Origin of the sequence: Pseudomonas mediterranea CFBP 5447 (assembly GCF_000774145.1) — a bacterium.
Lineage (GTDB): Bacteria > Pseudomonadota > Gammaproteobacteria > Pseudomonadales > Pseudomonadaceae > Aquipseudomonas > Aquipseudomonas mediterranea.
Window position 1 is genome coordinate 454,092 of sequence record NZ_KN322986.1, and the last position, 24,541, is coordinate 478,632.

Annotated in this window: 22 protein-coding genes and 1 pseudogene; 9 read left to right on the forward strand and 14 right to left on the reverse strand. The window is 60.1% G+C overall.

All coding sequences use genetic code 11. The features are described 5' to 3' along the window. Window positions 1-34 precede the first annotated feature (34 nt). Together N005_RS18930 and N005_RS18935 are read right to left on the reverse strand one after the other, a co-directional pair. Window positions 35-1,651, reverse strand: a complete 1,617-nt coding sequence (locus tag N005_RS18930) for an ApeA N-terminal domain 1-containing protein (protein WP_144402699.1) — start codon at window positions 1,649-1,651, stop codon at window positions 35-37. 332 nt (window positions 1,652-1,983) lie between these two features. Then, the gene (locus tag N005_RS18935; RefSeq protein WP_041024070.1) at window positions 1,984-2,346 is read right to left on the reverse strand and encodes a DUF6124 family protein; all 363 of its coding nucleotides are present in this window, start codon (window positions 2,344-2,346) and stop codon (window positions 1,984-1,986) included. Window positions 2,347-2,684: 338 nt separating this feature from the next. Here N005_RS18935 and N005_RS29110 point away from each other — a divergent pair. After that, window positions 2,685-3,137: pseudogene (locus N005_RS29110) on the forward strand (protein kinase domain-containing protein); the annotation flags it as partial. Window positions 3,138-3,288: 151 nt separating this feature from the next. On the opposite strand, the gene N005_RS18945 reads toward N005_RS29110, so the two are convergent. After that, on the reverse strand, window positions 3,289-4,146 hold the full coding sequence (locus N005_RS18945) for an SDR family oxidoreductase (RefSeq protein WP_047702593.1): 858 nt from the start codon (window positions 4,144-4,146) through the stop codon (window positions 3,289-3,291). Window positions 4,147-4,332: 186 nt separating this feature from the next. Between N005_RS18945 and exbB the strand changes: the two genes are divergently transcribed. The 6 genes from exbB to N005_RS18975 all read left to right on the forward strand — a co-directional run bounded on the left by exbB (window position 4,333) and on the right by N005_RS18975 (window position 11,221). Next, entirely contained in the window at window positions 4,333-5,304 is a 972-nt protein-coding gene (gene exbB, locus N005_RS18950; protein ID WP_047702594.1) for a tonB-system energizer ExbB, read from the forward strand. Window positions 5,305-5,310: 6 nt separating this feature from the next. After that, on the forward strand, window positions 5,311-5,739 hold the full coding sequence (exbD, locus tag N005_RS18955; RefSeq protein ID WP_003206888.1) for a TonB system transport protein ExbD: 429 nt from the start codon (window positions 5,311-5,313) through the stop codon (window positions 5,737-5,739). Further along, a complete protein-coding gene (locus tag N005_RS18960) occupies window positions 5,736-6,494 on the forward strand; it encodes an energy transducer TonB (protein WP_047702595.1) in 759 nt (252 codons plus the stop codon). Before exbD ends, N005_RS18960 begins: the two co-directional genes overlap by 4 nt. Window positions 6,495-6,738: 244 nt before the next feature. Next, window positions 6,739-7,659 (forward strand): hydrogen peroxide-inducible genes activator, encoded by a 921-nt coding sequence (locus N005_RS18965; protein ID WP_041024076.1) that lies wholly within the window; start codon window positions 6,739-6,741, stop codon window positions 7,657-7,659. Window positions 7,660-7,668: 9 nt separating this feature from the next. Further along, on the forward strand, window positions 7,669-9,744 hold the full coding sequence (gene recG / locus N005_RS18970; protein WP_047702596.1) for an ATP-dependent DNA helicase RecG: 2,076 nt from the start codon (window positions 7,669-7,671) through the stop codon (window positions 9,742-9,744). 79 nt (window positions 9,745-9,823) lie between these two features. Next, the gene (locus N005_RS18975) at window positions 9,824-11,221 is read left to right on the forward strand and encodes an aminoacyl-tRNA deacylase and HDOD domain-containing protein (RefSeq protein ID WP_047702597.1); all 1,398 of its coding nucleotides are present in this window, start codon (window positions 9,824-9,826) and stop codon (window positions 11,219-11,221) included. A 90-nt stretch (window positions 11,222-11,311) separates the two neighbouring features. Here the strand turns inward: N005_RS18975 and N005_RS18980 are convergent, their stop codons facing one another. From N005_RS18980 to N005_RS18990, 3 genes are all read right to left on the reverse strand, one after another. Next, a complete protein-coding gene (locus N005_RS18980) occupies window positions 11,312-12,676 on the reverse strand; it encodes an NHL repeat-containing protein (RefSeq protein ID WP_052126413.1) in 1,365 nt (454 codons plus the stop codon). Window positions 12,677-12,803: 127 nt separating this feature from the next. After that, window positions 12,804-14,138, reverse strand: a complete 1,335-nt coding sequence (locus tag N005_RS18985; RefSeq protein ID WP_047702598.1) for an NHL repeat-containing protein — start codon at window positions 14,136-14,138, stop codon at window positions 12,804-12,806. Window positions 14,139-14,260: 122 nt separating this feature from the next. After that, the gene (locus N005_RS18990) at window positions 14,261-14,644 is read right to left on the reverse strand and encodes a helicase (RefSeq protein WP_047702599.1); all 384 of its coding nucleotides are present in this window, start codon (window positions 14,642-14,644) and stop codon (window positions 14,261-14,263) included. A 467-nt stretch (window positions 14,645-15,111) separates the two neighbouring features. Between N005_RS18990 and N005_RS18995 the strand changes: the two genes are divergently transcribed. After that, window positions 15,112-15,477: a DUF6124 family protein gene (locus N005_RS18995; RefSeq protein WP_047702600.1), complete on the forward strand. Its 366-nt coding sequence runs from the start codon at window positions 15,112-15,114 to the stop codon at window positions 15,475-15,477. Window positions 15,478-16,006: 529 nt separating this feature from the next. Here the strand turns inward: N005_RS18995 and thiO are convergent. The 7 genes from thiO to N005_RS19030 are packed head-to-tail and all read right to left on the reverse strand — an operon-like array spanning window position 16,007 to window position 22,794. After that, window positions 16,007-17,107, reverse strand: coding sequence for a glycine oxidase ThiO (thiO, locus tag N005_RS19000; RefSeq protein WP_047702601.1), 1,101 nt, complete (start codon window positions 17,105-17,107; stop codon window positions 16,007-16,009). Window positions 17,108-17,163: 56 nt separating this feature from the next. After that, window positions 17,164-17,565 (reverse strand): type IV pilin protein, encoded by a 402-nt coding sequence (locus tag N005_RS19005; protein ID WP_047702602.1) that lies wholly within the window; start codon window positions 17,563-17,565, stop codon window positions 17,164-17,166. 11 nt (window positions 17,566-17,576) lie between these two features. Then, window positions 17,577-20,678 carry a pilus assembly protein gene (locus N005_RS19010; protein WP_047702603.1) on the reverse strand — a complete coding sequence of 1,034 codons (3,102 nt, stop codon included), beginning with the start codon at window positions 20,676-20,678 and terminating at the stop codon, window positions 17,577-17,579. Then, window positions 20,665-21,144, reverse strand: a complete 480-nt coding sequence (locus N005_RS19015) for a pilus assembly PilX family protein (RefSeq protein WP_047702604.1) — start codon at window positions 21,142-21,144, stop codon at window positions 20,665-20,667. The genes N005_RS19010 and N005_RS19015 overlap by 14 nt, the downstream gene beginning before the upstream one ends. Window positions 21,145-21,155: 11 nt before the next feature. Next, window positions 21,156-21,869 (reverse strand): PilW family protein, encoded by a 714-nt coding sequence (locus tag N005_RS19020; protein ID WP_047702605.1) that lies wholly within the window; start codon window positions 21,867-21,869, stop codon window positions 21,156-21,158. Then, the gene (gene pilV / locus N005_RS19025) at window positions 21,866-22,324 is read right to left on the reverse strand and encodes a type IV pilus modification protein PilV (protein WP_047702606.1); all 459 of its coding nucleotides are present in this window, start codon (window positions 22,322-22,324) and stop codon (window positions 21,866-21,868) included. The genes N005_RS19020 and pilV overlap by 4 nt, the downstream gene beginning before the upstream one ends. Continuing rightward, complete coding sequence (locus tag N005_RS19030; protein ID WP_047702607.1) at window positions 22,321-22,794, reverse strand: GspH/FimT family pseudopilin; 474 nt, start codon at window positions 22,792-22,794, stop codon at window positions 22,321-22,323. The genes pilV and N005_RS19030 overlap by 4 nt, the downstream gene beginning before the upstream one ends. Window positions 22,795-23,009: 215 nt before the next feature. Between N005_RS19030 and N005_RS19035 the strand changes: the two genes are divergently transcribed. Beyond that, window positions 23,010-23,525 carry a GspH/FimT family pseudopilin gene (locus tag N005_RS19035; RefSeq protein ID WP_047702608.1) on the forward strand — a complete coding sequence of 172 codons (516 nt, stop codon included), beginning with the start codon at window positions 23,010-23,012 and terminating at the stop codon, window positions 23,523-23,525. On the opposite strand, the gene ispH is transcribed toward N005_RS19035, so the two are convergent. Continuing rightward, window positions 23,502-24,449: a 4-hydroxy-3-methylbut-2-enyl diphosphate reductase gene (gene ispH, locus N005_RS19040; protein ID WP_047702609.1), complete on the reverse strand. Its 948-nt coding sequence runs from the start codon at window positions 24,447-24,449 to the stop codon at window positions 23,502-23,504. The genes N005_RS19035 and ispH overlap by 24 nt on opposite strands. Between the last annotated feature and the right edge of the window lie 92 nt (window positions 24,450-24,541).

Here is a 24,541-nt window from a genome sequence, read left to right on the forward strand (position 1 = left end):
CCCCTGACTACAGCCCCCAAATTGCTTCCTGAAATCATACATCCTTAATAATGTATGCCATATGTAGTCGTATTGTTTTTTCTCCGCACTCCAAATACAAGCGATTGACCGCTGTCACTCGCTCAGATTCAGATCCAAAAGCTTCAATAACGTAATTGCTCGTTTTAGCCTGATTATTAATCCATGCATTGTACATGTCTTTGTGCCTTTCAGAGTACGCCAATTTTCCTTCCGGGCTTTGAATAAAGCAGGCGTTAACTATCGAGACTTGACCAGAGGCAAATCGATTAAAAAGGTTTTCTGAAACTTTAATAAATTCCGCTGAATTGGTTATGCGATCGAGATGGATTTTGTCGAGCCCCGGGTTAAATTGAAGGCGGTTGTGTGTGTACTTCAAAGCAATTGCAAAATCAGAGGGTGAAAATCCGAGATCGGAATGCGCCCAATAAGTCATCAGGAGCGTAATCTTTTCAACTATAACATGCAGCTCTTGATATGATGTATCAGATAGGTCTGGCGCAGACCCATGGGCAATTTTATCCCTAATTCGTTTTATTAGCGAAAAGTCATCGTCCGTCAAATTTATGACTTTGCAGATATTTTCGTCTGTCAAGCTTTTTGCATAATCATATTTCTCTCTGAATGTCAGCTCTCGCGATGTCACGAAAATCGACTCAACAAGAGATTCCATATCTTTAATTTGAGCTTTATCCAGAGGTGTTTTTAAAAGCTTAATCTGCTCTTTGAATTTTTTAACTTTTTTATTCTCGGCTTTTGTCACTTTTTGATTTGCGATTTCTGCATAGGTGCTAACGTACTCGTCAAGCAAACTCACATACCCCAGAACTTTGAACTCCCAAAACCCCTCATAACGTTGCATGCCTGCAAGACGAACCCACGAAGTTTTCCGGTAGTGGGAGGTATAAAACCGCTCGAATATTGACTGCCATTTATCATCCAGCGAATGTCTTTGGGTTAAACAGCTTATCCAATAAGCTCCATTCGACGAGTCTCTGTCGATTTTCTTAAAGGCTGGAAAGTAGGTTGGGATAGGATGACCCACACCAAAACCAACCCACACATTTGCAATAGATACAGGAGTTGCAGTCAGCAGAGATAGCAAGGTAGAGAGTTCAAAAATTTTCTCCCTGAGCTCATCAACTGAAAACACGCCCTCAGCTCGCTCAAAAATAAAGCGTGTATGCTCGTGTATTACATGATCTTCGCCACGCTTTGTTAAGCTGCTAAATGTTTCAGTTTTTAAGGAAAAATCTTCGTCAGCCATTTTTATAGTTATAGAAAGCTGGGGCGATGGGTTTTTCCAGCTTACACTCTTGCCCAGCTCGCCAACAATGTTTTGACCATGTAAAAACCAATTAGATAATTCTGCATACTTAACATGAAATGCACTTATTTCAGCTTTGACATTGCCACAAACAATAAAGCCTGCATATAGTAATCGGTCGTCAATTTCGCAATTGAAAAGGGTAAAATGTCGCCCCTCTTTTGTTTTCGCCTTGAGGGTCGGAAGCTTTCTTTGTGGTGCTCTGAAATTAGCGTTAAGGTCTAGCTGTATGCAGATAAAGCTGCCACCGCCAAATGTCAATTGCCCCTCACCTAGGATGCTGTAGTCGTCATGATAGACTTCCACGTAACACTCAATTTCGTTAGAGAAGTCGAAATCCTTTACCATTTACTAGCCCTTTCCTAAAGAATTTGGATCCAGCATATCTATATGCAAGTGAGCTGTTCGTTTATCTGTAATAGTGGAGCAATAGCGGCATATCCAAGGTTTGCTTCTGTGCAATTTTTTCCAATCACCACTGGCTGCAAAAGGTCGTAAAAATCCACCCGCAAAAGGCTACTTTTGGCCGACAGCAGTCGCTAAAGAACGTCTATATGAATCAGAAATTCAACAATAATATAGCTGTGGATTATGTGAACCCGACGCAATGCGCCGGGTTTTTATTTAGAAGCTAACCTCTACCGCGGTTCAACATTATCTAGCGCCCGGTTCGCCAGCAACGAACTCAGTTCGATCAGTTGCTGAATGCCGAGAGCAACGTGACGGCGCGAGCCATCCAGTTCGAATGCCAAATCACTGACCATTGCATCAGCCGAGGCCAAAGTCTCACTGAGGTTAGCGAGCAGGCATTCGGTATCGACGTCTTCTACAACGGTGAATAGCTGGCCCGGCTGGGTGGTGGACTCAGCCTTCCCCGGTTTCGGTAGCAAATAGAAATCCAGGGCACGTTTAGCGGCGGCGTCCAGTTTTTGAACATTGATGCCGTCGGCAGAGGGCGAGGTAGGGTCTGCTTCTGGAGGATTCGGAGTTATTTTGAACATCGACTTTCCTTTAGTAGTAGGGCTGCAACCTTCTCGCTACTAAACGAATGAGGGTGGCAGCTGTGCGCAAGTTAGTAGACCGGTAAAGTCAACGGAAACCCGGCGCGCCCAAAGGCGCCATGCGCACAGCCACCATAAGTGCAGGCAATGCCTGACAGATGAGACTCATGCAGCCGATGTTAACTACCGGGCTACTAAACCCGACCACTGATGGGCAGTGGCAGGAAAACGATAAAGCCCAGGAACAAGGCGCACAAGCGGGCGAATTCTGGCGTAGTTGTAGGCAAAGGCGCAAGGATGTGTGGCTCGGCGGAAGCACGGTAGTCAGGCACTGAGTCGCGCCCAGGCGGGACGGTCTGCACGGCGATGTGAAACCAAGCAATGTGATGCTGAGCGAAGACGGCGTGCGCCTGTTCGATTTCGGCTTGGGCCTGGCAACGGAGGGCCCCTTGAAAGACCTGCCCCACCTGAATCGCAACCGCCTCAACGCCTGGACCCCAGGCTATGCCGCGCCTGAGTTGTTGGACGGCTTGCCGCTGTCGGCGGGGGCCGATGTCTATGGTGTGGCGTGCGTGTTGTATGAGCTGGCGAGCGGCAAACACCCTTTCCGCCGTTTGCCTTCGAACCAGGCCCGCAATGACGGACTGGAAGGCGAACTCAAGGCCCCACCCAACCTGCCCAGGCGCTGCTGGCCGGCGTTGCGCATGGCGCTAGCGCTGGATCCGGGACGTCGCAATATCGGGGCGGCGCAGTTGCGTGATGCTCTGGGGAGTGTTTCGTCCTGGTGGTGAGGGGCTTTGGGCTTGTCAGCCAAGCCAAAAACCTGTGGGAGCGAGCCTGCTCGCGATGAGGCCGGAACAGTCAATGTTGATGTCGACTGACAGACCGCTATCGCGAGCAGGCTCGCTCCCACAGGGGATCTGCGTTTGGCTCACGGGCCTTTTAGCAACGCCCTTCCAGAATCGCCGCATAGCCTTCGCGAAAGCTCGGGTAACGTGGGGTCCAGCCTAGGGCTTTGGCTCGGGCGTTGCTGCAGCGCTTGCTGCCGGCGCGGCGCACGCTGGCGTCTTCGGCCCAGTCGGTGACGCCCATGTAGTCGCGCAGCCAGCCCACCACCTCGGCCAGTGCGGCGGGGGCATCGTCGACGCCGATGTAGCAGTCGTCGAGGGGTTTGCCCTGGCGATCCGCTTTCAGCAGGAACGCCAACAAGCCTGCGGCGTCGTCGGCGTGGATGCGGTTGGCGTACAGCGGCGGGTCGACCACCACGCGATAGCCTTGGCGCACCTGGCTCAGCAGCCATTCGCGGCCCGGGCCGTAGATGCCGGTCAGGCGCACGCGGCTGGCCGGGATGCCGCTGTCGAGGGCCAGTTGCTCGGCTTCGAGCATCAACCGGCCGGAATAGCCGCCGGCCTCGGTGGGCGAGGTTTCATCGACCCACTCCCCCGCCTTCTGCCCGTACACGCTGCTGCTGGACACGAACAGCAGCCGTTTGGGCTGTTGGCCGTGCTGCTTCAGCCAGCCCAACACATGTTGTAACCCTTCTATATAGGCCGCCCGATAGCCCGCTTCGTCATGGTCGGTGGCGGCGGCGCTGTACACCAGGTAATCCAGCGACCCGGTCGGCCAGGCGGCTGGGCATTGCGCGCTGAACAGATCCCCCGCCACCCCGATAACCCCAGCCGGCAGGCTCGAAACCGAGCGCCGCAAGCCATAGACCTGCCAATGTTCGGCCAGCAATTGGCTGGCGAGGCGGCCGCCGATATCACCGCAACCGGCGATCAAAACAGAAGAAACGGACATCGAGCTCTCCTCGGGTAAAGCCGCAGACTAGCGTGCGGAAGAGACGGGCGGCTAGGAATGCAGGAAAAAAAGATACTGTATTACTTTTGTTAACAAGAATTACTTGCAATAATGCACCCCACTTTTGTTCTCGGCCTCACGAGGCCTGGAAGAACATCGACTTTTTACTTCTCAGGTCCGGCCAGCATGAAACGCTCTCTATCCTCCGCTTCGCCAACCAACCGACCTCGCGCCTGGGGCGCCGTGGCCGCCCTGCTGTGCAGCCTGCTGCTGGCACCGGCCGCCGCATTCGCCGACGCACAGACGCCGGCCACGACCCCAGCCACCGCGCCGGCCGCCACCCAGGCGCCAGCCGAAGCCGCCGCCCCCGTGGCAACGCCAGCGGCCGGCGAACCGGTCCAGGCCGTGGCAACCGACGCCCCTGAGGTGCTCGAAGCCGACAACTCCCTGGGCATGGCCCACGACCTGTCCCCATGGGGCATGTACCAGAACGCCGACATCATCGTGAAACTGGTGATGATTGGCCTGGCGATCGCTTCGATCATCACCTGGACCATCTGGATCGCCAAAGGCTTCGAGCTGATGGGCGCCAAGCGTCGCTTGCGCGGTGAAATCGCGGCCCTGAAGAAAGCCACCACCCTCAAGGAAGCCAGCGCTACGGCGGCGAAGGAAGGCACCCTCGCCAACCTGCTGGTGCACGACGCGCTCGAAGAAATGCGCCTGTCGGCCAACAGCCGCGAGAAAGAAGGCATCAAGGAACGCGTGAGCTTCCGCCTCGAGCGCCTGGTGGCGGCCTGCGGTCGCAACATGAGCAGCGGCACCGGCGTCCTCGCCACCATCGGCTCCACGGCGCCGTTCGTGGGCCTGTTCGGCACCGTGTGGGGCATCATGAACAGCTTCATCGGCATCGCCAAGACCCAGACCACCAACCTCGCCGTCGTCGCCCCCGGCATCGCCGAAGCCTTGCTGGCAACCGCCCTCGGGCTGGTGGCGGCGATTCCTGCCGTGGTCATCTACAACGTGTTCGCCCGCTCCATCGCCGGCTACAAGGCCCAGGTGTCCGACGCTTCGGCCGAGGTGCTGCTGCTGGTGAGCCGCGACCTTGACCACCAGCCGACCGAGCGCAACTCGCAACCGCACATGGTGAAAGTGGGGTAATCAGCCATGGGCTTGCATTTGAAGGAAGGCGCAGACGACGATCTGGCCGAGAACCACGAAATCAACGTCACGCCGTTCATCGACGTGATGTTGGTGCTGTTGATCATCTTCATGGTGGCCGCCCCGCTGGCGACCGTGGACATCAAGGTTGACCTCCCGGCGTCGACGGCCAAGCCATCGCCGCGGCCCGAGAAACCGGTGTTCCTCAGCGTCAAGGCCGACCAGCGCCTGTTCCTGGGGGAAGACGAGGTCAAGGCCGAAACCCTCGGTGCCACCCTCGACGCCAAGACCCAGGGCAAGAAGGACACGACGATCTTCTTCCAGGCCGATAAGGGCGTAGACTACGGCGACCTGATGAGTGTGATGGACGCCCTGCGCGGCGCCGGCTACTTGAAGGTTGGCCTGGTCGGACTCGAGACGGCGCCGAAAAAATGATCACGACGCACCAAAAGCTGACGCGGTACGGCGCCAGTCTGGCCGTGGTGCTGGGCGTGCATGCGCTCGCCATTGCGCTGGCGCTGAACTGGACGTCGCACCCGCCGATCGAATTGCCGCCCCAGGCCATGATGGTCGAGCTGGCACCGCTGCCGGCACCGCCACCGCCGGCGCCGCCGAAAGTCGTCACGCCGCCGCGGCCGCCGGAGCCGGTTGAAGAACTGCCGTTGCCGAAACTCGCCGAAGCACCGAAGCCGGAAATCTCCGTGCCCAAGCCGGTCAAGCCCAAGCCGAAGCCTCAACCGCCCAAGCCCAAGCCCGTGGAAGAGAAAAAGCCCGAGCCGCCGAAGGAAGAGCCGTCGGAGAAGAAGCCGAGCGACACCCAGCCGACCCAGGCCCCGAGCGAGAAATCCGCGCAACCGGCCCCTGGCCCGTCGCCGGCGCAAATGGCGGCCAAGGCCAACTGGCAAGGCACGCTGCTGGCGCATCTGGCCAAGTACAAGAAGTACCCGATGCGGGCCCGGCAGATGAACAAGGAAGGCACCAACCGCCTGCGCTTCGTGGTGGATGCCGAAGGTAACGTGCTGTCGTTCAAGTTGGTGGACAGCGCCGGCACCGAGTCCCTGGACAAGGCCACCCTGGACATGATCCGCGACGCCCAGCCGCTGCCCAAGCCACCGGTCGACATGCTGACCAACGGCTCTGTCGAAATCGTGGCGCCGTTTGTGTACTCCATCGAGAAACGTCGGCGCTGATCGTTCCCACGCTCCGCGTGGGAATGCCTCAAGGGACGCTCCGCGTTCCAGCCTTGGCGCGCCGCAAGCAGGTGTGACGCAGAGCGTCACGGGCTGCGTTCCCACGCGGGAGCGTGGGAACGATCAGTTATCCAGCAACGACCGGACAGACATTAGGCAGTGTCACACCGCGCCCCCACTCTGATAACGTGCGTCTATCGATTGCAGCCGGTATGCTTGGCTCGCAACTTCACGGACGCTCGCCATGACCCTCACAGAATTACGCTACATCGTGACCCTCGCCCAAGAGCAGCACTTTGGCCATGCGGCCGAGCGTTGCCATGTCAGCCAGCCGACGCTGTCGGTGGGGGTGAAAAAGCTGGAAGATGAACTCGGCGTGCTGATTTTCGAGCGCAGTAAGAGCGCCGTGCGCCTGACGCCAGTGGGTGAAGGCATCGTGGCCCAGGCGCAGAAAGTGCTTGAGCAGGCCCAGGGCATCCGCGAACTGGCCCAGGCCGGCAAGAACCAGCTGACCGCTCCGTTGAAAGTCGGCGCCATCTACACCGTCGGCCCGTACCTGTTCCCGCACCTGATCCCGCAACTGCACCGGGTCGCCCCGCAGATGCCGTTGTACATCGAAGAAAACTTCACCCACGTGCTGCGGGACAAGCTGCGCAACGGCGAGCTGGACGCGATCATCATCGCCCTGCCCTTCAACGAAGCCGACGTGCTGACCCTGCCGCTCTATGACGAGCCGTTCTACGTGTTGATGCCGGCCCAGCATCCCTGGACCCAGAAAAAGACCATCGACGCCGGCCTGCTCAACGACAAGAGCTTGCTGCTGCTCGGCGAGGGCCACTGTTTCCGTGACCAGGTGCTCGAAGCCTGCCCGACCCTGACCAAGGGCAGCGAAGGCGCCAAGCACACCACGGTGGAGTCCAGCTCCCTGGAAACCATCCGCCACATGGTCGCGTCGGGCCTGGGCATTTCGATCCTGCCGTTGTCCGCGGTGGACAGCCATCACTATGCCCCTGGGGTGATCGAAGTCCGTCCGATGACGGCGCCCGTGCCGTTCCGCACCGTTGCCATTGCCTGGCGCGCCAGCTTCCCGCGGCCCAAGGCCATCGAGATCCTCGCCGACTCGATCCGCCTGTGTTCCGTGGCCAAGCCGCCTTCGGCCAAGTAAGCCTCGGCCATGACTGAGCTGTCCAAGGTACCGGTCACGACCCTCAAGGGTGTCGGTGAAGCCATGGCCGAGAAACTGGCCAAGGTCGGTCTGGAAAACCTCCAGGACGTGTTGTTCCACCTGCCGTTGCGTTACCAGGACCGCACCCGCGTGGTGCCCATCGGCCATTTGCGGCCGGGGCAGGACGCGGTGATCGAAGGCACCGTCAGTGGCGCCGACGTGGTCATGGGCCGCCGGCGCAGCCTGGTGGTGCGCCTGCAGGACGGCACCGGCGGGCTCAGCCTGCGCTTCTATCACTTCAGCAATGCGCAGAAGGAAGGCCTCAAGCGCGGCACCCGCGTGCGCTGCTACGGCGAGGCGCGGCCCGGTGCGTCGGGGCTGGAGATCTATCACCCGGAATACCGCGCCATCACTGGCGACGAACCGCCGCCGGTGGACGAAACCCTGACCCCGGTCTATCCGCTCACCGAAGGCCTGACCCAGCAACGCCTGCGCCAGCTCTGCCAGCAGACCCTGACCCTGTTGGGCCCCAGCAGCCTGCCCGACTGGCTGCCCAAGGAACTGGCCCGGGACTATCAACTGGCGCCGCTGGCCGATGCGATCCGCTACCTGCACCATCCGCCGGCCGATGCCGATGTCGAGGAGCTGGCCCTCGGTCATCACTGGGCCCAGCACCGGCTGGCCTTCGAAGAACTGCTGACCCATCAACTGTCGCAACAACGCCTGCGTGAAAGCCTGCGTTCGCTGCGCGCTCCGGCCATGCCCAAGGCCCGGGATTTGCCGGCGCGCTACCTGGCCAACCTGGGCTTCACGCCCACTGGTGCCCAGCAACGGGTCGGCAACGAAATCGCCTACGACCTGAGCCAACCCGAGCCGATGCTGCGGCTGATCCAGGGCGACGTAGGCGCCGGCAAGACCGTGGTCGCCGCCCTCGCCGCGCTCCAGGCCCTGGAGGCCGGTTACCAGGTGGCGCTGATGGCGCCTACCGAGATCCTCGCCGAACAGCATTTCATCACCTTCCAGCGCTGGCTCGAACCCTTGGGCATCGAGGTCGCCTGGCTGGCCGGCAAGCTCAAGGGCAAGAACCGCACCGCCGCCCTGGCGCAGATCGCCGAAGGCGCGCCGATGGTGGTGGGCACCCATGCGCTGTTCCAGGACGAAGTGCAGTTCAAGAACCTGGCCCTGGTGATCATCGACGAACAGCACCGCTTCGGCGTGCAACAACGCCTGGCCCTGCGCCAGAAAGGCGTGGGCGGGCGCATGTGCCCGCATCAACTGATCATGACCGCCACGCCGATTCCGCGGACCCTGGCCATGAGCGCCTACGCCGACCTCGACACGTCGATTCTCGACGAACTGCCCCCCGGACGTACCCCGGTCAATACCGTGCTGGTCACCGACACCCGGCGGGTCGAAGTGATCGAACGGGTGCGCAGCGCCTGCGCCGAGGGGCGGCAGGCCTACTGGGTGTGCACGTTGATCGAGGAATCCGAAGAGCTGACCTGTCAGGCCGCGCAGAGCACCTATGAAGACCTCACCGCCGCCCTCGGTGAGTTGAAGGTCGGGTTGATCCACGGGCGCATGAAACCCGCCGAGAAGGCCGCCGTCATGGCTGAGTTCAAGGCCGGCGCCCTGCAATTGCTGGTCGCCACCACGGTGATCGAAGTCGGTGTGGACGTGCCCAATGCCAGCCTGATGATCATCGAAAACCCCGAGCGCCTGGGCCTCGCGCAGCTGCACCAGCTACGCGGTCGGGTTGGCCGGGGCAGCGCCGCCAGTCATTGCGTGCTGCTGTATCACCCGCCGCTGTCGCAGATCGGCCGTCAGCGCCTGGGCATCATGCGTGAAACCAATGACGGCTTCGTCATCGCCGAAAAAGACCTCGAATTGCGCGGCCCCGGTGAAATGCTCGGCACGCGCCAGACGGGTCTGCTTCAATTCAAGGTAGCCGACCTGATGCGCGACGCCGATCTGCTTCCTGCGGTACGCGACGCCGCCCAGGCTCTGCTGGAACGCTGGCCCGACCACGTCAGCCCACTGCTGGACCGCTGGCTGCGCCACGGGCAGCAATACGGCCAAGTGTGAGCACGCTCGCAGTTTCCGGGCGCACCTGCGTCAGCAAGCTGGTTATACTGCTGCACTTGTAGGAAAACGGATACAGACCATGACTGAAGCTGCCCTCGCCCCCGAAATTCCGCACGCTCCGTCAGTGATTCGGCAGTTGCTCGAGAAATTAGGCATCGGCTTTGACGAAGTGATCGAGCGACCGAGCCTGAACCCCGCCCGCAAGGTGCAGGCGGTTCTGCTGCACGACGCCGTCGGCGCGCTCATGGTGCTGTTTCCACAAAGCCAGCTGCTGGACCTCAACCGCCTGGCCGAACTCACCGGCCGCAAACTCACGGCGGTACCGACCGAACGCCTGGAGCGCATGCTCGGCAAACACAATCTGAGCCTGCTGCCCGGCCTGCCGGCACTGACCAGTTCGCCGTGCCTGTACGAAGAAAGCCTGCTGCGCGAGCCGAAGCTGCTGCTCCATTCGGGCGAGCCGGGGGTGCTGCTGGAAGTCACCAGCGAGGCCTTCAAGAGCATGCTCACCAAGGCCAGCGCCGCGACATTTGGCGAGCCCATCAGCAATATCACCCCCAACCTGGACCGCCCGCACGACGACCGCGCGGAAATCACCCAGGCTGTGCAGGCCTTCACCGCGCGCCGGATCCAGCAACGGCTGGAAGAAACCATCGAGATCCCGCCACTGGCGGAAACCGCGCAGAAAATCATCAAGCTGCGGGTCGACCCCGACGCCACCATCGATGACATCACCGGTGTCGTCGAAACCGACCCGGCCCTGGCCGCGCAGGTGGTGAGCTGGGCCGCGTCGCCCTACTACGCCTCGCCGGGCAAGATCCGTTCGGTGGAAGATGCCATCGTCCGGGTGCTGGGCTTCGACCTGGTGATCAACCTGGCGCTGGGCCTGGCCCTGGGCAAGACCCTGAGCCTGCCCAAGGACCACCCGCAACACGCCACACCGTACTGGCAGCAATCGATCTACACCGCCGCCGTCATCGAAGGCCTGACCCGGGCCATGCCCCGTGCCCAGCGCCCGGAAGGTGGCCTGACGTACCTGTCCGGCCTGCTGCACAATTTCGGCTACTTGCTGCTGGCCCACGTGTTCCCACCGCACTTTTCGTTGATCTGCCGCCACCTGGAGGTCAACCCGCACCTGTGTCACAGCTACGTGGAACAGCACCTGCTGGGCATCAGCCGCGAACAGATCGGCGCCTGGCTGATGCGCTACTGGGACATGCCCGACGAACTGGCCACCGCCCTGCGCTTCCAGCACGACCCGCACTACGACGGCGAATACGCCGCCTACCCGAACCTGGTCTGCCTGGCCGTGCGCCTGCTGCGGGCCCGTAGCGTCGGCTCCGGCCCGGACGAAGAAATCCCCGATGCGCTGCTCGAGCGTGTGGGCTTGACGCGGGAGAAGGCCAACGACGTGGTGAGTAAGGTGCTGGAGGCTGAAGTGTTGTTGCGGGAGTTGGCTTCGCAGTTTCATGGTTGAAGACTACGCCGGGTCACTGCGTCACCAAGCTTTTGTGGCGAGGGAGCTTGTTCCCTCGCCACAAATATTGACCTGCTTTTTCCTCGTGGCTCAAGCCAGATAGCGAATCACCCAACCACCCGCTATGCCAGGCGCGAAATCCGTTTCTACCCAATTTAATCCGCACTCAATGATCCGCCCGTCTGCCATCATGGTCATGTCCTGCATACTTTCAAACGTCACTTCTTCGTCGAAAACAGTAAAACCGTTGCCGTTGAACGTCGGATCCAGGGAGCCGTCAGGAAGAAGGCGCGCAGTCAGCACCTTCGCGTCTTCGGTGGCGAACCCGTTGCCGGTAGTTCCGGAGGCGATGATCGAACCATCCGCCAGCAATACACAACGCCACCATTCCATGCCTTGAGGCACTAACCTGGAGAACAATGGCTGTCCGCGGTTGAAGTTGAAATCGAAGAAACCACCCTCGGTTAGAACGAACATCATTCCATTGCGAGCACCATCGCGCATCGCGTCGCCTGCCGCAACAATGCTGCCGTCAGCCTCTCTTATTTCAATAGTCCTCAAGTGACTACCGATAGCGTTGCGAACGGTCACTGTCCCGCCATTGAAGCTTCTATCGAGGCGCCCCATGGCGTCGAAACGCGTCACATACACCCCTCCGCCATTCTGATCGCCTAAATAAAAAAGACCACCGACCAGCACCTTGCCATCCATCTGGACGGCTACAGATTCGGTAAAGTTGTGCCGATAATCAATGCCTTCGAGTTCGATAATCGCAAAGCCTAGCTCGTTGAACGTGTAGTCGTTTGAACCATCGGAGTTAAGACGCAGCACAATCCCTTTTATCTGGCCAGATTTGGTTGTAACTACGTGGGTTAAAAAGATCTTTCCATTCAATTGCTGTAGCGCCGTGGCTCCTTTATTACCCGAGGCTCGTGGCGCCCCCGTGGAGGAATCTTCGTCACTCGATTCAAGTGCCTCCCCGTCTAGCCCGACATAGCGGGGATTACCCATGGTGGCGTAAGGAACCAGGCGCACGCCTTTTTCCCCGAAGGATTCATCCAACTGCCAATCCTCACGATAGCGCACGAGATAGAGGCCCGAATTGGGGGACTTGCTGTACGAGCCCATGACCAGCCAGCCGCCATCGCTCAGTCTGTAGATGTTCCTGACATCCTGCCTGGCATCTTCCATGCCTATACGAATCTCAACGAGACCAGATCCGTTTCCACCAAAGTCAGTGTCGAGCGAACCATTCTCATTCAGTCTCGCTATCACGGTAGGGCTGCCAAGTCCTCCTGACAACTCCAGGCTGAGGAGTATTTGTTTATTGGGTAACGTCAGAATGGCTTGCGTATAGAAGCCAGATATTTCGGGTATCGGGAACTTCAATACCCCCTCATCGGCAAAACTCGGATCCAGAGTGCCTGCTGTTGCGGTGTGCGTTGGTTGAGTCATGGCTCGCGCTCCTGAGATGTTTACCTCTTCATGGAGCGCTCAAACAGACCTGTTCGCACCTGTCAGGAATGACAGTTCAGATGACTGTTTGGCAATAAAGCACAGGCCTGTTAGGCCACGCGATCACTCAAGCCAGATAGCGAATGATCCAGCTTCCACCGATCATGGGCGAACCTGGGTGGTCCAGCCAGGCAAAACCGCCAACGACGATGCGTCCATCCGGCATCAGCGCCATATCCTCGACAGTCTCATGCCGGCCGTCTTCGTCAAAAAGCACAAAGCCACCGCCACCGAAGGTGGGGTCCAGCGAACCATCAGCGCGCAAACGCGCCGTCAGCGCCGACGCCCCTGCTTCAACCACCCCTCTGCCGGTCGTGCCCGCGACAAGGATGGAACCGTCTGCCTGCCATGCGCAGCGATGCCAGTCATGCCCCTGAGGCACTAACCTGGAGAACAATGGCTGGCCGCTATTGAACGAGAAATCGAAGAACCCACCGCTGGTTAATACGAACATCAGTCCATGGCGGTGTTGGTCGCGCCAAATATCCCCTGCAACGACAATCGCGCCGTCACTTCCTCTGAGCGCCATTGCATTGGCATGAATGGCATTGGAATCCGGGAGTGTGACAACGCCGACGCCACCGTTGAAACTGCTGTCGAGACGCCCCGTTGCATCCAAGCGCAGCACATAAACACCTCGGGAAGCCGCGGTGTCTTGGATATATTCCCCGGAAACCAGCACCTTGCCATCTGCTTGAATGACCACATTTCTGACACTGATAGGGGTACGGACAACACCCGGGAGTTCGATCACTGCGAATCCACTCCCGTTGAACGTGTCGTCATTCGTGCCATCCGGGTTAAGACGAAACACCGCCCATTGCCCTTGTGACGGGTCATCCTCTACCCAACTGGGCAGGACGATCTTTCCATCCGTCTGCACAACCACAGAGACGCCATTGTTGTTCGAAGATTGCGCAGCCCCCGTGGAAATCACCGGCCCATCGACCATCTCTCCACCCGCTGGCTCATTACGATACGGAAGCAAGCGCACACCGCCCTCACCAAAGAGGGTATCCAGGCGCCCATCCTGCAAGTACCGCAATACATAAGCGCCGCCATGATCGATCGATGAAAACTGACCGATCACCAGCCATCCACCATCGCTCAGGCCGCGGAGTTGGTAGACATCCAGATCCGAGCCTTTTTTGGAGAACTCCACCAAGCCTGTTCCGGCTCCACCAAACCCCATATCGATGGTCCCATCCTCGTTCACTTTCCCCAGGCCAATAGCGGCGGGTAATCTCGGTAGGTGCATGGCGATCAGCAGTTTGTTTTCGGCCAGCGGCAAGATGGCTTTCGTGTAATACCCGGTGAATTCGGCGGTCGGCAGCGTCAGCACGCCACCGTTGGCAAAGGTCGGGTCCAAGGTACCCGCGCTTATAGGAATGGATCGAGCCATGATTGTTGCTCCATCAAGTATCAAGCTTGATGAAGCGCCTAAACGGGCCGCCCTGCACCTGTAGGAAATAACAGGCAAACAGTCATCGGAAGCCAGATTTCTGGCCTATCAAGCCAAAGCATTCAAGCCCCGGGCTTGGCCTTCTTCGGCTTCAGATACCGCATCAGCCCCTGGAACCAGATCACCAGCGCCGGGTTGCCCTTGATCTGGATCGACTTGTCCTGAATCCCGTTCATGAACGCCAATTGCTTGTTCTTGGCCTGCATCGTGGCGAAGCCGTAGGCGGCGTCCTTGAAGGCAATGGCAAAGGCCGGGGTTGGGTAAGTGCCGGAGTGGCTGGTGATGCGCTGATTTTTCACGGTGAAATGCCGGGCGACCTTGCCATCCAGGGTTTGCAGCTGGAACACCAGTTCCTTGTCGCCCAATTGTTGCTGGAACGCCGGGTTGGTCCGACTGGCCTTGCCCATCAGCAAGCCCAGCATCCACAGCAGGAAACGAAATTTCATGGGCAACGTCTCGAAGAAAGATGAATGGCTGGCGCAGTTTAGCGATTCTTCGGCCAAACGCCATCATCGGGTCGCTTTAATGGAAGATGAATAGTTTTTCCTGCAAGATGACTACTAAGTCACGTCTGACAGATAGATGCCTAGGCTTTCATTTTCGTCAGCCGTTTCGGATATTTCCTGCAAAACGCCGGGCTGTTCATGAACTAGGCAGTGGGCCGAGGCACCGATAACCTTTGTTCGTCATCGCAAAAAAACGGTGACACGGACGTGCAAGTCCGTCTCAGGGCGCATTCGTTTATGGCTATTCGTCGAGCATTTTTCTATGCTCGCAGGCTTTTATGGCGGCTGCGCGTGGGAGACCTTCGGGTCTGCCGGGTTCCTGAGACCGGTCTTGCACACCTACGCACAGCCGCCACCCCTTCGAGTGCAAACGAAGGGTGTCGGCTCCACCTCTCAGGATATTCACTATGTTCAAAGTAACTCCGAATCCGCCGAACCCGGCAAAGTCCCGCATCGAAGCCCTCGAAGCCAAAAAACACGAAGACGCCGCCACCCGCGCCCTCGATTACTACCTCAACCCACCACCCTCCCCGCCTGAAGCCGACAAGCACCAGCTCTTCATCGTCGCCCCCCACATCGACACCGAAACCCTGCTGGCCAACGCCTCCGAAGACCTGCAATCAATCAGCACCATCGCCGCCGACCTGGCCGATGACGTCGACGACTCACGCCGCTGCATCGCCCTGGCGATCAGTCGCATGGCCGATGGGGTTCAGTTGCTGGTGGAGCGGGCGCTGGATCGTCTGGAAGCGCAGGAGACGGCGGCGGGGTAATCTCGGCAGGACTGGCGCCATCGCGAGCAGGCTCGCTCCCACAGGGGATTGAGGTTGTCGCGGATATTGCGGTCGACACAGGCCCAAAATGTGGGAGCGGGCAAGCCCGCTCCCACAGTGGATCGGCGTACAGCCGAAAGAGACAAGTCGGCTATAAGGCCGACTCGCTTTTGCTTTTGCTTTTCGGGCCCCGTTAGCCACGACGGCCGAACGCAGGCATTGTGTAGTGGGCAACCCGGCATGGATGCCGGGTTAGTCGCGCTGGGCCATGGATGGCCCTTCGCGGCGGGCCCACGGAGCAATGCCGGAGTGAGGGAACACCTCGCCTTGGCGAGGTGCCGAGTGGTGGGGCCAAGCGTTCTTTGCTTACTTTCTTTGGCGTTTGAAAGAAAGTAAGCCGCCGTAAGGGCGGAACCATAAGCAGCCGTTACCGCAGCAATGGATATGTACTCGACCAAAAACCGTGACCAACCGCGAGCCCGCCATCGCGAGCAGGCTCGCTCCCACAATGGATTGCATCCGGAAGACTCTACATCCGCCCCGCCGGCGCATAAGGCGCAGGATCAATCACCGGCTCACGCCCCAACATCACATCCGTAAACAACTGACACGAAGCCGGCGCCAACACCAACCCATTGCGATAATGCCCACAATTCAACCAAAGCCCCGCAAACCCCGGCACCTCGCCGATATAAGGAATACCCGCCGGCGACCCAGGCCGCAGCCCGGCCCAATGCCCGACCAACTCAGCCTCCGCCAGCGCCGGAATCAGTTGCTGCGCGGAAGCCTTCAGGCTCTCCAACGCCGCATCGGTCGGGGTCTTGTCGAAGCCTTCGCGCTCCAGGGTGCTGCCCACCAGGATATGCCCGTCACGCCGCGGAATCGCATAACGGCCCTTGGCCAGGACCATGCTCGACAGGAAGTCCGAAGCACACTTGTACAGGATCATCTGGCCCTTGACCGGCTCGACCGGCAACTTCAGGCCCAGGGTCTTGAGCAACTCTCCGCTCCAGGCCCCGGCAGCCAGCACCACCTGATCGCCACGAATCGCCCCGGCCGAGCTGTCCACCCCCACGACACGCCCGCCGTCGAGAATGAAGCCACTGACCTCGCATTGCTCATGCAGCGTGACCCCGGGCAGCGCCAGCAACGCAGCCTTGAGGGACTTCACCAACCGGGGATTGCGCACGTTCGCCACGTCAGCCATGTGGATCGCCCGGGAGAAGCCGGCGCCCAACACCGGCACCGCATCGTGGACCGCCGAAATATCCACAGGCCGCAACGGCCGCCCTTCCCGAGCCGCCCAGGCCAGCGCTTCGTCCTGATCGTCCAGGTCCAGCCAATACAGCCCGGTGACATGCACCTGCGGATCGATACCCGTGGCCGCGAACAAACGCTGGCCCAACTGTGGATAGAAATCCTGCGACCAATGCGCCAGCGCCGTGACCGCCGGGCTGTAGCGCCATGGGTACAACGGCGAAACGATGCCGCCACCGGCCCAGGACGACTCCTGGCCGACACTGGCACGCTCCAGCAGCACCACACGTTGCCCTTCGGACGCCAGATTGAACGCCGTCAGCAGGCCAATGACTCCGCCGCCGACAATCACCACTTGCTGTTGCCTGGTCATGTATTGATTCGACTCATAAGACTGAAAGGCGCGACACAGCGCCCGGAAAAGGAGACTCAGCGCCCCCAGCAATCCTTGGTGGTCAGCCCGGAAGCGGCGTTGATCATGCTACGCACGCCAGTGTTGTTGATGGTGAAATCACCGCACTTGTCCGTCGCCATGGATGAGCCACTTCTGCGTACCGCGGTCAGGGTAAAGCTCTGGTCCGCCAGCGTCCGGTTGATGGTATAGAAATCGTTCCCATTGCTCAGCCCGGTCGCGTTGGTATAGACGTTGTTCTTCGAATAGTAACGCTCAAGGATCTGCGCCTGTTCCGACAACAACCCGGCAATTTCAGCACGTCGGCCTTTTTTCATGTATTCGGTCAGGCTCGGATAGCCGACGGTGATCACGATACCGATGATCGCGATCACGATCATGATTTCGATCAAGGTGAAGCCCCGGTTGGTTCTGTGCATGTCCTTGCCTCTCACTGTATTTGTCGCCACATGACGCGACGACTGCCGCCAACGGATTTGCTCAGCAGGTCGGTGATACCGCCACCGGAATCGTTCACAACCATGTTGGTGGCTCCGTTGGCACTGACGACGGCACTCAAGGTCGGGATACCGCCGGTGAACACCACCCCGGCGGAGATCGTGTCGAGGCTGTTGAGCTTGCCGTCACCGTTGGTGTCGAGCACTGCATAGTTGAGCATCTTACCGCTGAACGCATCCACTTCGATCAGCTTGCCGGTCCCGAAACTGGCGCATGGGTCGGTGGTGTCCACGGCGGCCGTGGTAAAGACAACGCGCCCAAGCACCAGGTTGGCCGGGTTGATCACCCGCTCCCCGTTCAGTGCGTTGTTGTACACCAGGGGCAGGTACCAGCCCTTTTTCGCAGGGTAAGTCACGTCGGTCTGGCTGGTGGTCACGAATTGCCCCGTGCTGCCCGAGAATACGCCGGTGATCGACTGGGCCTGCAGGCTCGACACCGTGATCTGCCCAGCGCCACCGGTGGCGTCCCAGACCGAATAGAACCCCTGCAGGTCCTTGTTGAGCTTGTCCGTTGCCTCGTTGAATTTACCGGTACCGAAAAAGACCTGGACCCCACCTTGGGGATTGTCCGCCAGCAGCGGTTGAACGGTGATGGGCTGGGTCGCTCCGCCGGACGCGGTGAACAATGGCTGGCCGGCAAACGCCAGGCCCCAGGTAGTCGGGGACGTGCCGCTGAGATCGAATTTCCACATCCGTCCTTTCAAGTCGCCACCGTAGGCCGCTTGCACCACATTCTGGGAATTGACCCGAAGCTTGACCGACGACAAGCCATTGTCGGTCTCGCTGCTGTTGATGACGATCTTGCGGATCAGCGAACCGTCACGGATATCCACCACATACAATGCTGCCACGCCGCTGTTGCTGCCGTAGCCATTGGAGATGAACGCCGCCCAACGACCGTCCGCCAGCCGGGCGACTTCAGGACGGGCATAGGCATAGCCCAGGTCATTGAAGGTATTGGCCGTATTGGCAACGGTCGGCGCACTGATTTCCCACAACGCCCGAAGCGTATTGCCGGCCGCCGCATCGAACAGTTGCACCGCAAAGAACGTCCTGCCCCCGGCCCCGGTCCCGCCTACGGCCACGGTTTTCCAGGCACTGCCCGATTGCGTATCGAATACACCAATCTGACCATCCACCAGGAATTTGTGGCTCACCCCGTTGATGTAATTGGTACTCGCGATGTCATCCAGCCCTGGCAACACGCTCGAAGGCATATAGGCGTAACGCCGCGTGCCGTTGGCAGCGTTGATGACGCTGAAGAAGCCATCGTTGGCGTTCACCACGAGGCTGGTGTTCATGGCCGTCGCCTTGGTCGCCAGGTACGTGCTGTAGCTGGTGTCGTTCAGCAGGTCCGCGGCGGTCTGGTCATTGGGCGAGGCCAGCACCAGCGGCGAGTTGATGATGTCCCCCAACAGCGCACTGCGCACCTTCAAGCCGGTTTTGTTGGTGCCCTTGCTCCATTCCACCAGATCGTTCCCGGTAATTCCCGTGGGCAGGTTCTGGTTGAGGGTGGTTTGCTGTGCCGTTGAAAAGTTGCCGTAGGCCAGGGTCACCGGCGCATTGGTCGCGGTGTTCCACGATTGATAAAGCGGCGCCGTGGCGCCGGGGACAATGGCGGTGTCGGTGGTCCATTGCACCGCAGCCCTGTTGACCGTGCCTGCCGAGGTGAAGCCGAACGCCCGGATAGTGCCGCGCCAGTCCTTGGGGTCGTAGGTGGTCTGGTAGAAGCTGGAGGTGCTGGACAGCGTCGCACCGTTGGTGGTGCCGCCGCCCCCCGACCCGGCCTTGGAGGTGATGTCGCTCAGGGCCGATGTCAGGGCCGAGCTCAAGCCCTCGCTGTCGGTGGCCTGGTAATACTTGCCTGCGCCATAGCGAGCGGCGTCGGACAGCATTTGATTGGTCGCAGTAAAGCCAACGGTGTAGGTATTGAGGTACTGCCGGGGGAAATCCGTGGTGTCCCAGCTCTTGCCGGTGGCATCGGTGCCGGTGGAGCGCATGTCGATGTCGAAGGCGAATTTGGCGATGTCATCCAGGTACAGCGTGTCGCCCTCGCCGTCACCATTGGGGTTGTCGCCGTCGTTGGTGCTGATGCCATCCCAGTTGGGCAAGCGGGATCCGCCCAGCGGGTCGTTGGAGGGGAATGTCCGGTCAAAGGTGGGCAAGCCATCGGTGATCACCACGCCGAAGTTTTTCTGGCAGCGGTACTGGATCGGGCTGGTATAGGTACTGGGCGTGCCGTTGTAGTACGGCGCCATGCCCCGGAAGTAGCGGGTTACCTCGTAGTAACTCTCGGCCAGCGGTGTATTCGCGACGGCACCCAGGGCGTTGATGGCGGAGATCAGGGCGCTGTAGTTGGCGTTGGCCTGGGTCTGGGTGACGCTGCCGCTGACGGGCGAGAGGTCGCTGATGGCCCGGGCGATGTAACCGCCTGGCCCTGAGTTGCTGCTGTTGGGTGGATTGAACGTGGCAAGACCGATGCGCAAGGCGCGGTTATTGGCGACCAGGTCGTTGGAAACGTCACGCGCCACGTTTATCCGGTAGTCGGTGGGAATCGTGCCCGTGGTGAAGTCCCGGCTCGAACCGTTGGCCAATGTCACCAGATAGGCCAGGTACCTGGCGGTGTAACGGGTATTGCCACCGCCCACAGGATCTGGAAGACGAAGACAGACCCTGCCAATGCTCGAACGATAAAAACCGTACCAGCCAGACGAGCAACCACCGCGCAGCAGGCTCAATAACAGAATATTCGAGTCGTCCAGGTCCAGTTCATACCTGTCGTTACAGTTGCTACTGGAACTGCATGCAAACGTACGCGCTTGCGTCGCCGCAGGATCAAACCCAGCCGCCCAGATGATGTTGTTCATACTCCCCGAATCATCGATCAGCAGCATCACGTTCGGTGTCACCGCCGCCGCGCTCAACAACGGCGAATCCGAAGGCGTGAACCCATAGACCGGGGCCGTCAGATAAAGGCTGAGCAATACCCCCCACAGCGCCTGCCTCCAGCCACGGCGAGCCTCAATATTTCGCATAGATGCTCTCCACTACGCTGCGCTGGTTGTTCCCCACCACCGCCACCGCCGTGATCCGGTACAGCGTCGCCGAGGTACCGTTCGGCACATTGACCGCCGCGAGTGTGGTACCAATATTCTGCACACCATAAAACCCGCCAGCGGCGGCGACCCAGGTGACCCCTGACGACGAATTTCGTCCAGCCCCCGTCAACGTAGCGGATTCCGCCGGTGGCGCACATTGGGTCGCAGTGGTACAGACCGCCAGCGTGTAGGTTTCGACTTGCACGGCGTTCTCGCCCATTCTCAGCGCCGCCTCGGCCATCTGGAACGACTGGTTACGCAGCATGATGCTGCTGGTCATCTTTTCCTGGAGGGTGGCGCTTTGCATCGACGACAGACCGATCAGCGTGAGCAGCAGCAGGAAAACCAGGCTGACCAGCAATGCCATGCCGCGCTGACGCTGCCCGAAGGATCTCGATCTCATCAATCGTCCCCTCACAAGAGCCGGTTGCGCAAAGCGGCAACCACGTTGAAGGTCTGGTCGCGCACGTTGTTCTTCGGATCGAAGAGCGTCAGTGTCAGGCGCACGCTGCGGATCAGTGCCGGATCAGGCGGGTTGCTGCTGTAGCTCGAAGCCGCGACGTCCGTCGAGCTGCCAGCCACGCCGAAGGTCACGTTGAACGTGCGGACGTTGTCCACCAGCACCGCCAGGGTCGGATTGCCGGCCCCGGTGCCCATCGACAACTGGTTGTTGCTGAAGCTGTAGATCAACCGACGCACCGGAAACGCCAACTGCCCGGCCGCGGGAGCCCGCGCACCGGTATAGGCCGTGGCCGTGGTGCGGCAGTCGGACAGGACGGTCCAGGTCGGCACGCCGCCACTGTTGCCCACATCCGTCGTCACCAGGGTCATTTTCTGGTTGGCGTTGTCCCAGCGGATCGGCGTGATCTGGCTGGCATTGAAGTCCCCTGCCGAGGACGCGTCGGTGATGCTGCCCAAGCAACCGAACATCCCCACCATGCGAATCTCCTGGACCATCTTGCTCAGGGCAAAGCGCGCGTCCTCCTGCATCACCGCCGCCGCACTCTGGCTGATGTAGGTGTTCTTGGCGGCGATGAAGATCTGCACCACGCCCAGGACCACGATGAGACTGATGACCAGCGCGATCATCAACTCGATCAGGCCGAAGCCCCGGCAGCGCTTGTTCATGGCGTCGCCACCGGATCGACAGCGGCGCGGCTGGTCAGCACGAAACTGCGCCGGGCATCGGCCGCATTGCTGGTGTTGGCAGCCCGGGCATCGTCCCAGGATATGGTGATGGTGTAGACCCGCTGGTTCAGCGCGATGGTGCCGGTGGCCGTGGCGCCGCCGAAACTGGTGATGTTGGTCTTGAAGTCGTAGAGGTCCTGGTCCCGGGTCACGTTGAGGTTGGGTGAACTGGGTGGCGCCACGGTGTAGTCCGCGCCGGAATTGGCGCGGATACGGTCCAGCATGTCGTAGGCGATGAAGCTGGCCTGGCTGGTCATGCGCGAGCTGTCGGTGTACTTCAAGGCATTGAGCTGGATCATCGCCGCCCCCAGCAGACCCACGCCGAGAATCAGCACCGCCACCAGCACTTCAATCAGTGTCATGCCCTCCTGTGGCCTTCTACCGCAACCCTTCATCCGCAACTTCCACCCAATACGATTCGTCCATTGAGGCAAACGCTCAGCGTCCGGCTCTGCGTTCCCCGCACATAATTGAAGCTCACCGGGGTGGCCGGTGCCGATAACCCACCCAGGTTGTTGAAATCAATGTTGGTCACCTCTGAGGTTAGCGTCAGAGTCGCACCACTGCTCATCGCGGGAACAACCCGCAATACATTGGCCGGATTGCCAGTACTGTCGTACACCGTCAATTCGCCGCTCCAGACGCTGCCCTGGGCGGTGGGACGAATGCGCGTGGTGACACCCCGGTCGATCGCTTCCATGCGGGCAAAGTTCAAGGCCCGGCGCAGATCGCCGATCTCGGTATCCGCCTTGGTGCCCTGCATCGAGCCGGTGAACGCTGGCACCGCCATCGTGATGAGGATCAGCAGTACGCCAAGGGCTACCAGCACCTCGATCAGCGTGAAACCTTTTGTACGAAGATCCATCGATGCCCTCCGTTGCCGTCGGCTATACCTGCTTCTGTAACGCTAGAACAAACCATTGGCACTTGCCTTGTGGCGAGGGAGCTTGCTCCCGCTGGGCTGCGCAGCGGCCCCAAAAATAACGGCCGCTACGCGCCCGAGCGGGAGCAAGCTCCCTCGCCACAATGAGATCCTCAAGTCCTTAAGGACCACTCCACACTCTCCAGGGAGGAGACACCATGCCCCAACAGGGATTCAGCCTGATCGAACTGCTCATGGGACTGGCGATTGTCGCAATTGTTCTGCCGTGGGCGAGCTCAAGCTTCAAGGTGCTGGCGGAATCCACTGAACGCCATGACACCGCGCAACGGTTGGCCAGCGGTTTGCGCAGCGCCCGCAGCGAAGCCATCACCCGCAACCGGACAGTGACCATTCAAGGGATAGACAACGATTGGAGCCAAGGGTGGCAGATCAGGTTGGACGACGATGACCGGACATTGCTGGAACAGCGCAGCAATCGCACCCGGGTGGTGGGTAACTGGCCGGTGAAGCACCGGGTAACGTTCGCCGGCCATGGCGCGGCACTGCTACCCAGTGGCGCCTTTCAGGCGGGTACCTTGCACGTGTGTGCCCGGCACCAACCTATCAGTCATCACCAGGTGGTGCTGTCACCCACCGGTCGCGTCAGCCTGCGCAGCGAGGAAAGTGCGCAGGCCCTGTGCGAAAGGCGCTTAAAGCAGGGAACGGACGCGTAGTTCCTTGGGCATGGAGAACGTGATGTTTTCCTCCCGGCCGGCCAGCTCATCGGCACCGATGGCACCCCAGGTCTGCAACTGCTGGATCACACCACGCACCAGGACTTCCGGCGCGGAAGCACCCGCGGTAATGCCAATGTGCTCGACGCCGTCGAACCAGCCGCGCTGCATGTCCTCGGCACCGTCGATCAGGTAGGCCGGCGTTCCCATGCGTTCGGCCAGTTCACGCAGGCGATTGGAGTTGGAGCTGTTCGGGCTGCCGACCACCAACACGACATCGCACTCGTCGGCCAGTTGCTTGACCGCGTCCTGGCGATTCTGGGTGGCGTAGCAGATATCGTCCTTGCGCGGGCCGCCAATGGCTGGGAAGCGCGTACGCAACGCATCGATCACCCGGCTGGTATCGTCCATGGACAGGGTGGTCTGGGTGACGAAGGCGAGTTTTTCCGGATTGCGCACCTGCAAGGCAGCCACGTCCTCCTCGTCCTCCACCAGGTAGATCGCGCCGCCATTGCTGGCGTCGTACTGGCCCATGGTGCCTTCGACTTCCGGGTGCCCTTCGTGGCCGATCAGGATGCATTCACGTCCGTCGCGGCTGTAGCGCGCCACTTCGATGTGTACCTTGGTCACCAAGGGGCAGGTCGCGTCGAACACCTTGAGACCACGCCCCGCCGCTTCGGTGCGCACCGCCTGGGAAACCCCGTGGGCACTGAAGATCACGATGACGTCGTCCGGCACCTGGTCCAGTTCCTCGACGAAAATGGCCCCGCGGCTGCGCAGGTCTTCGACGACGAATTTATTGTGGACCACTTCGTGACGCACATAGATCGGCGGCCCGAAGACTTCCAGGGCGCGGTTGACGATTTCGATCGCCCGGTCCACACCGGCGCAGAAGCCACGGGGGTTGGCGAGTTTGATTTGCATGCTGTGCCTCGTGTCTGTGGGAGCGAGCCTGCTCGCGATGCAGTGGATCAGTCACCTCGGTAGCGATTGTGACTCAGCCATCGCGAGCAGGC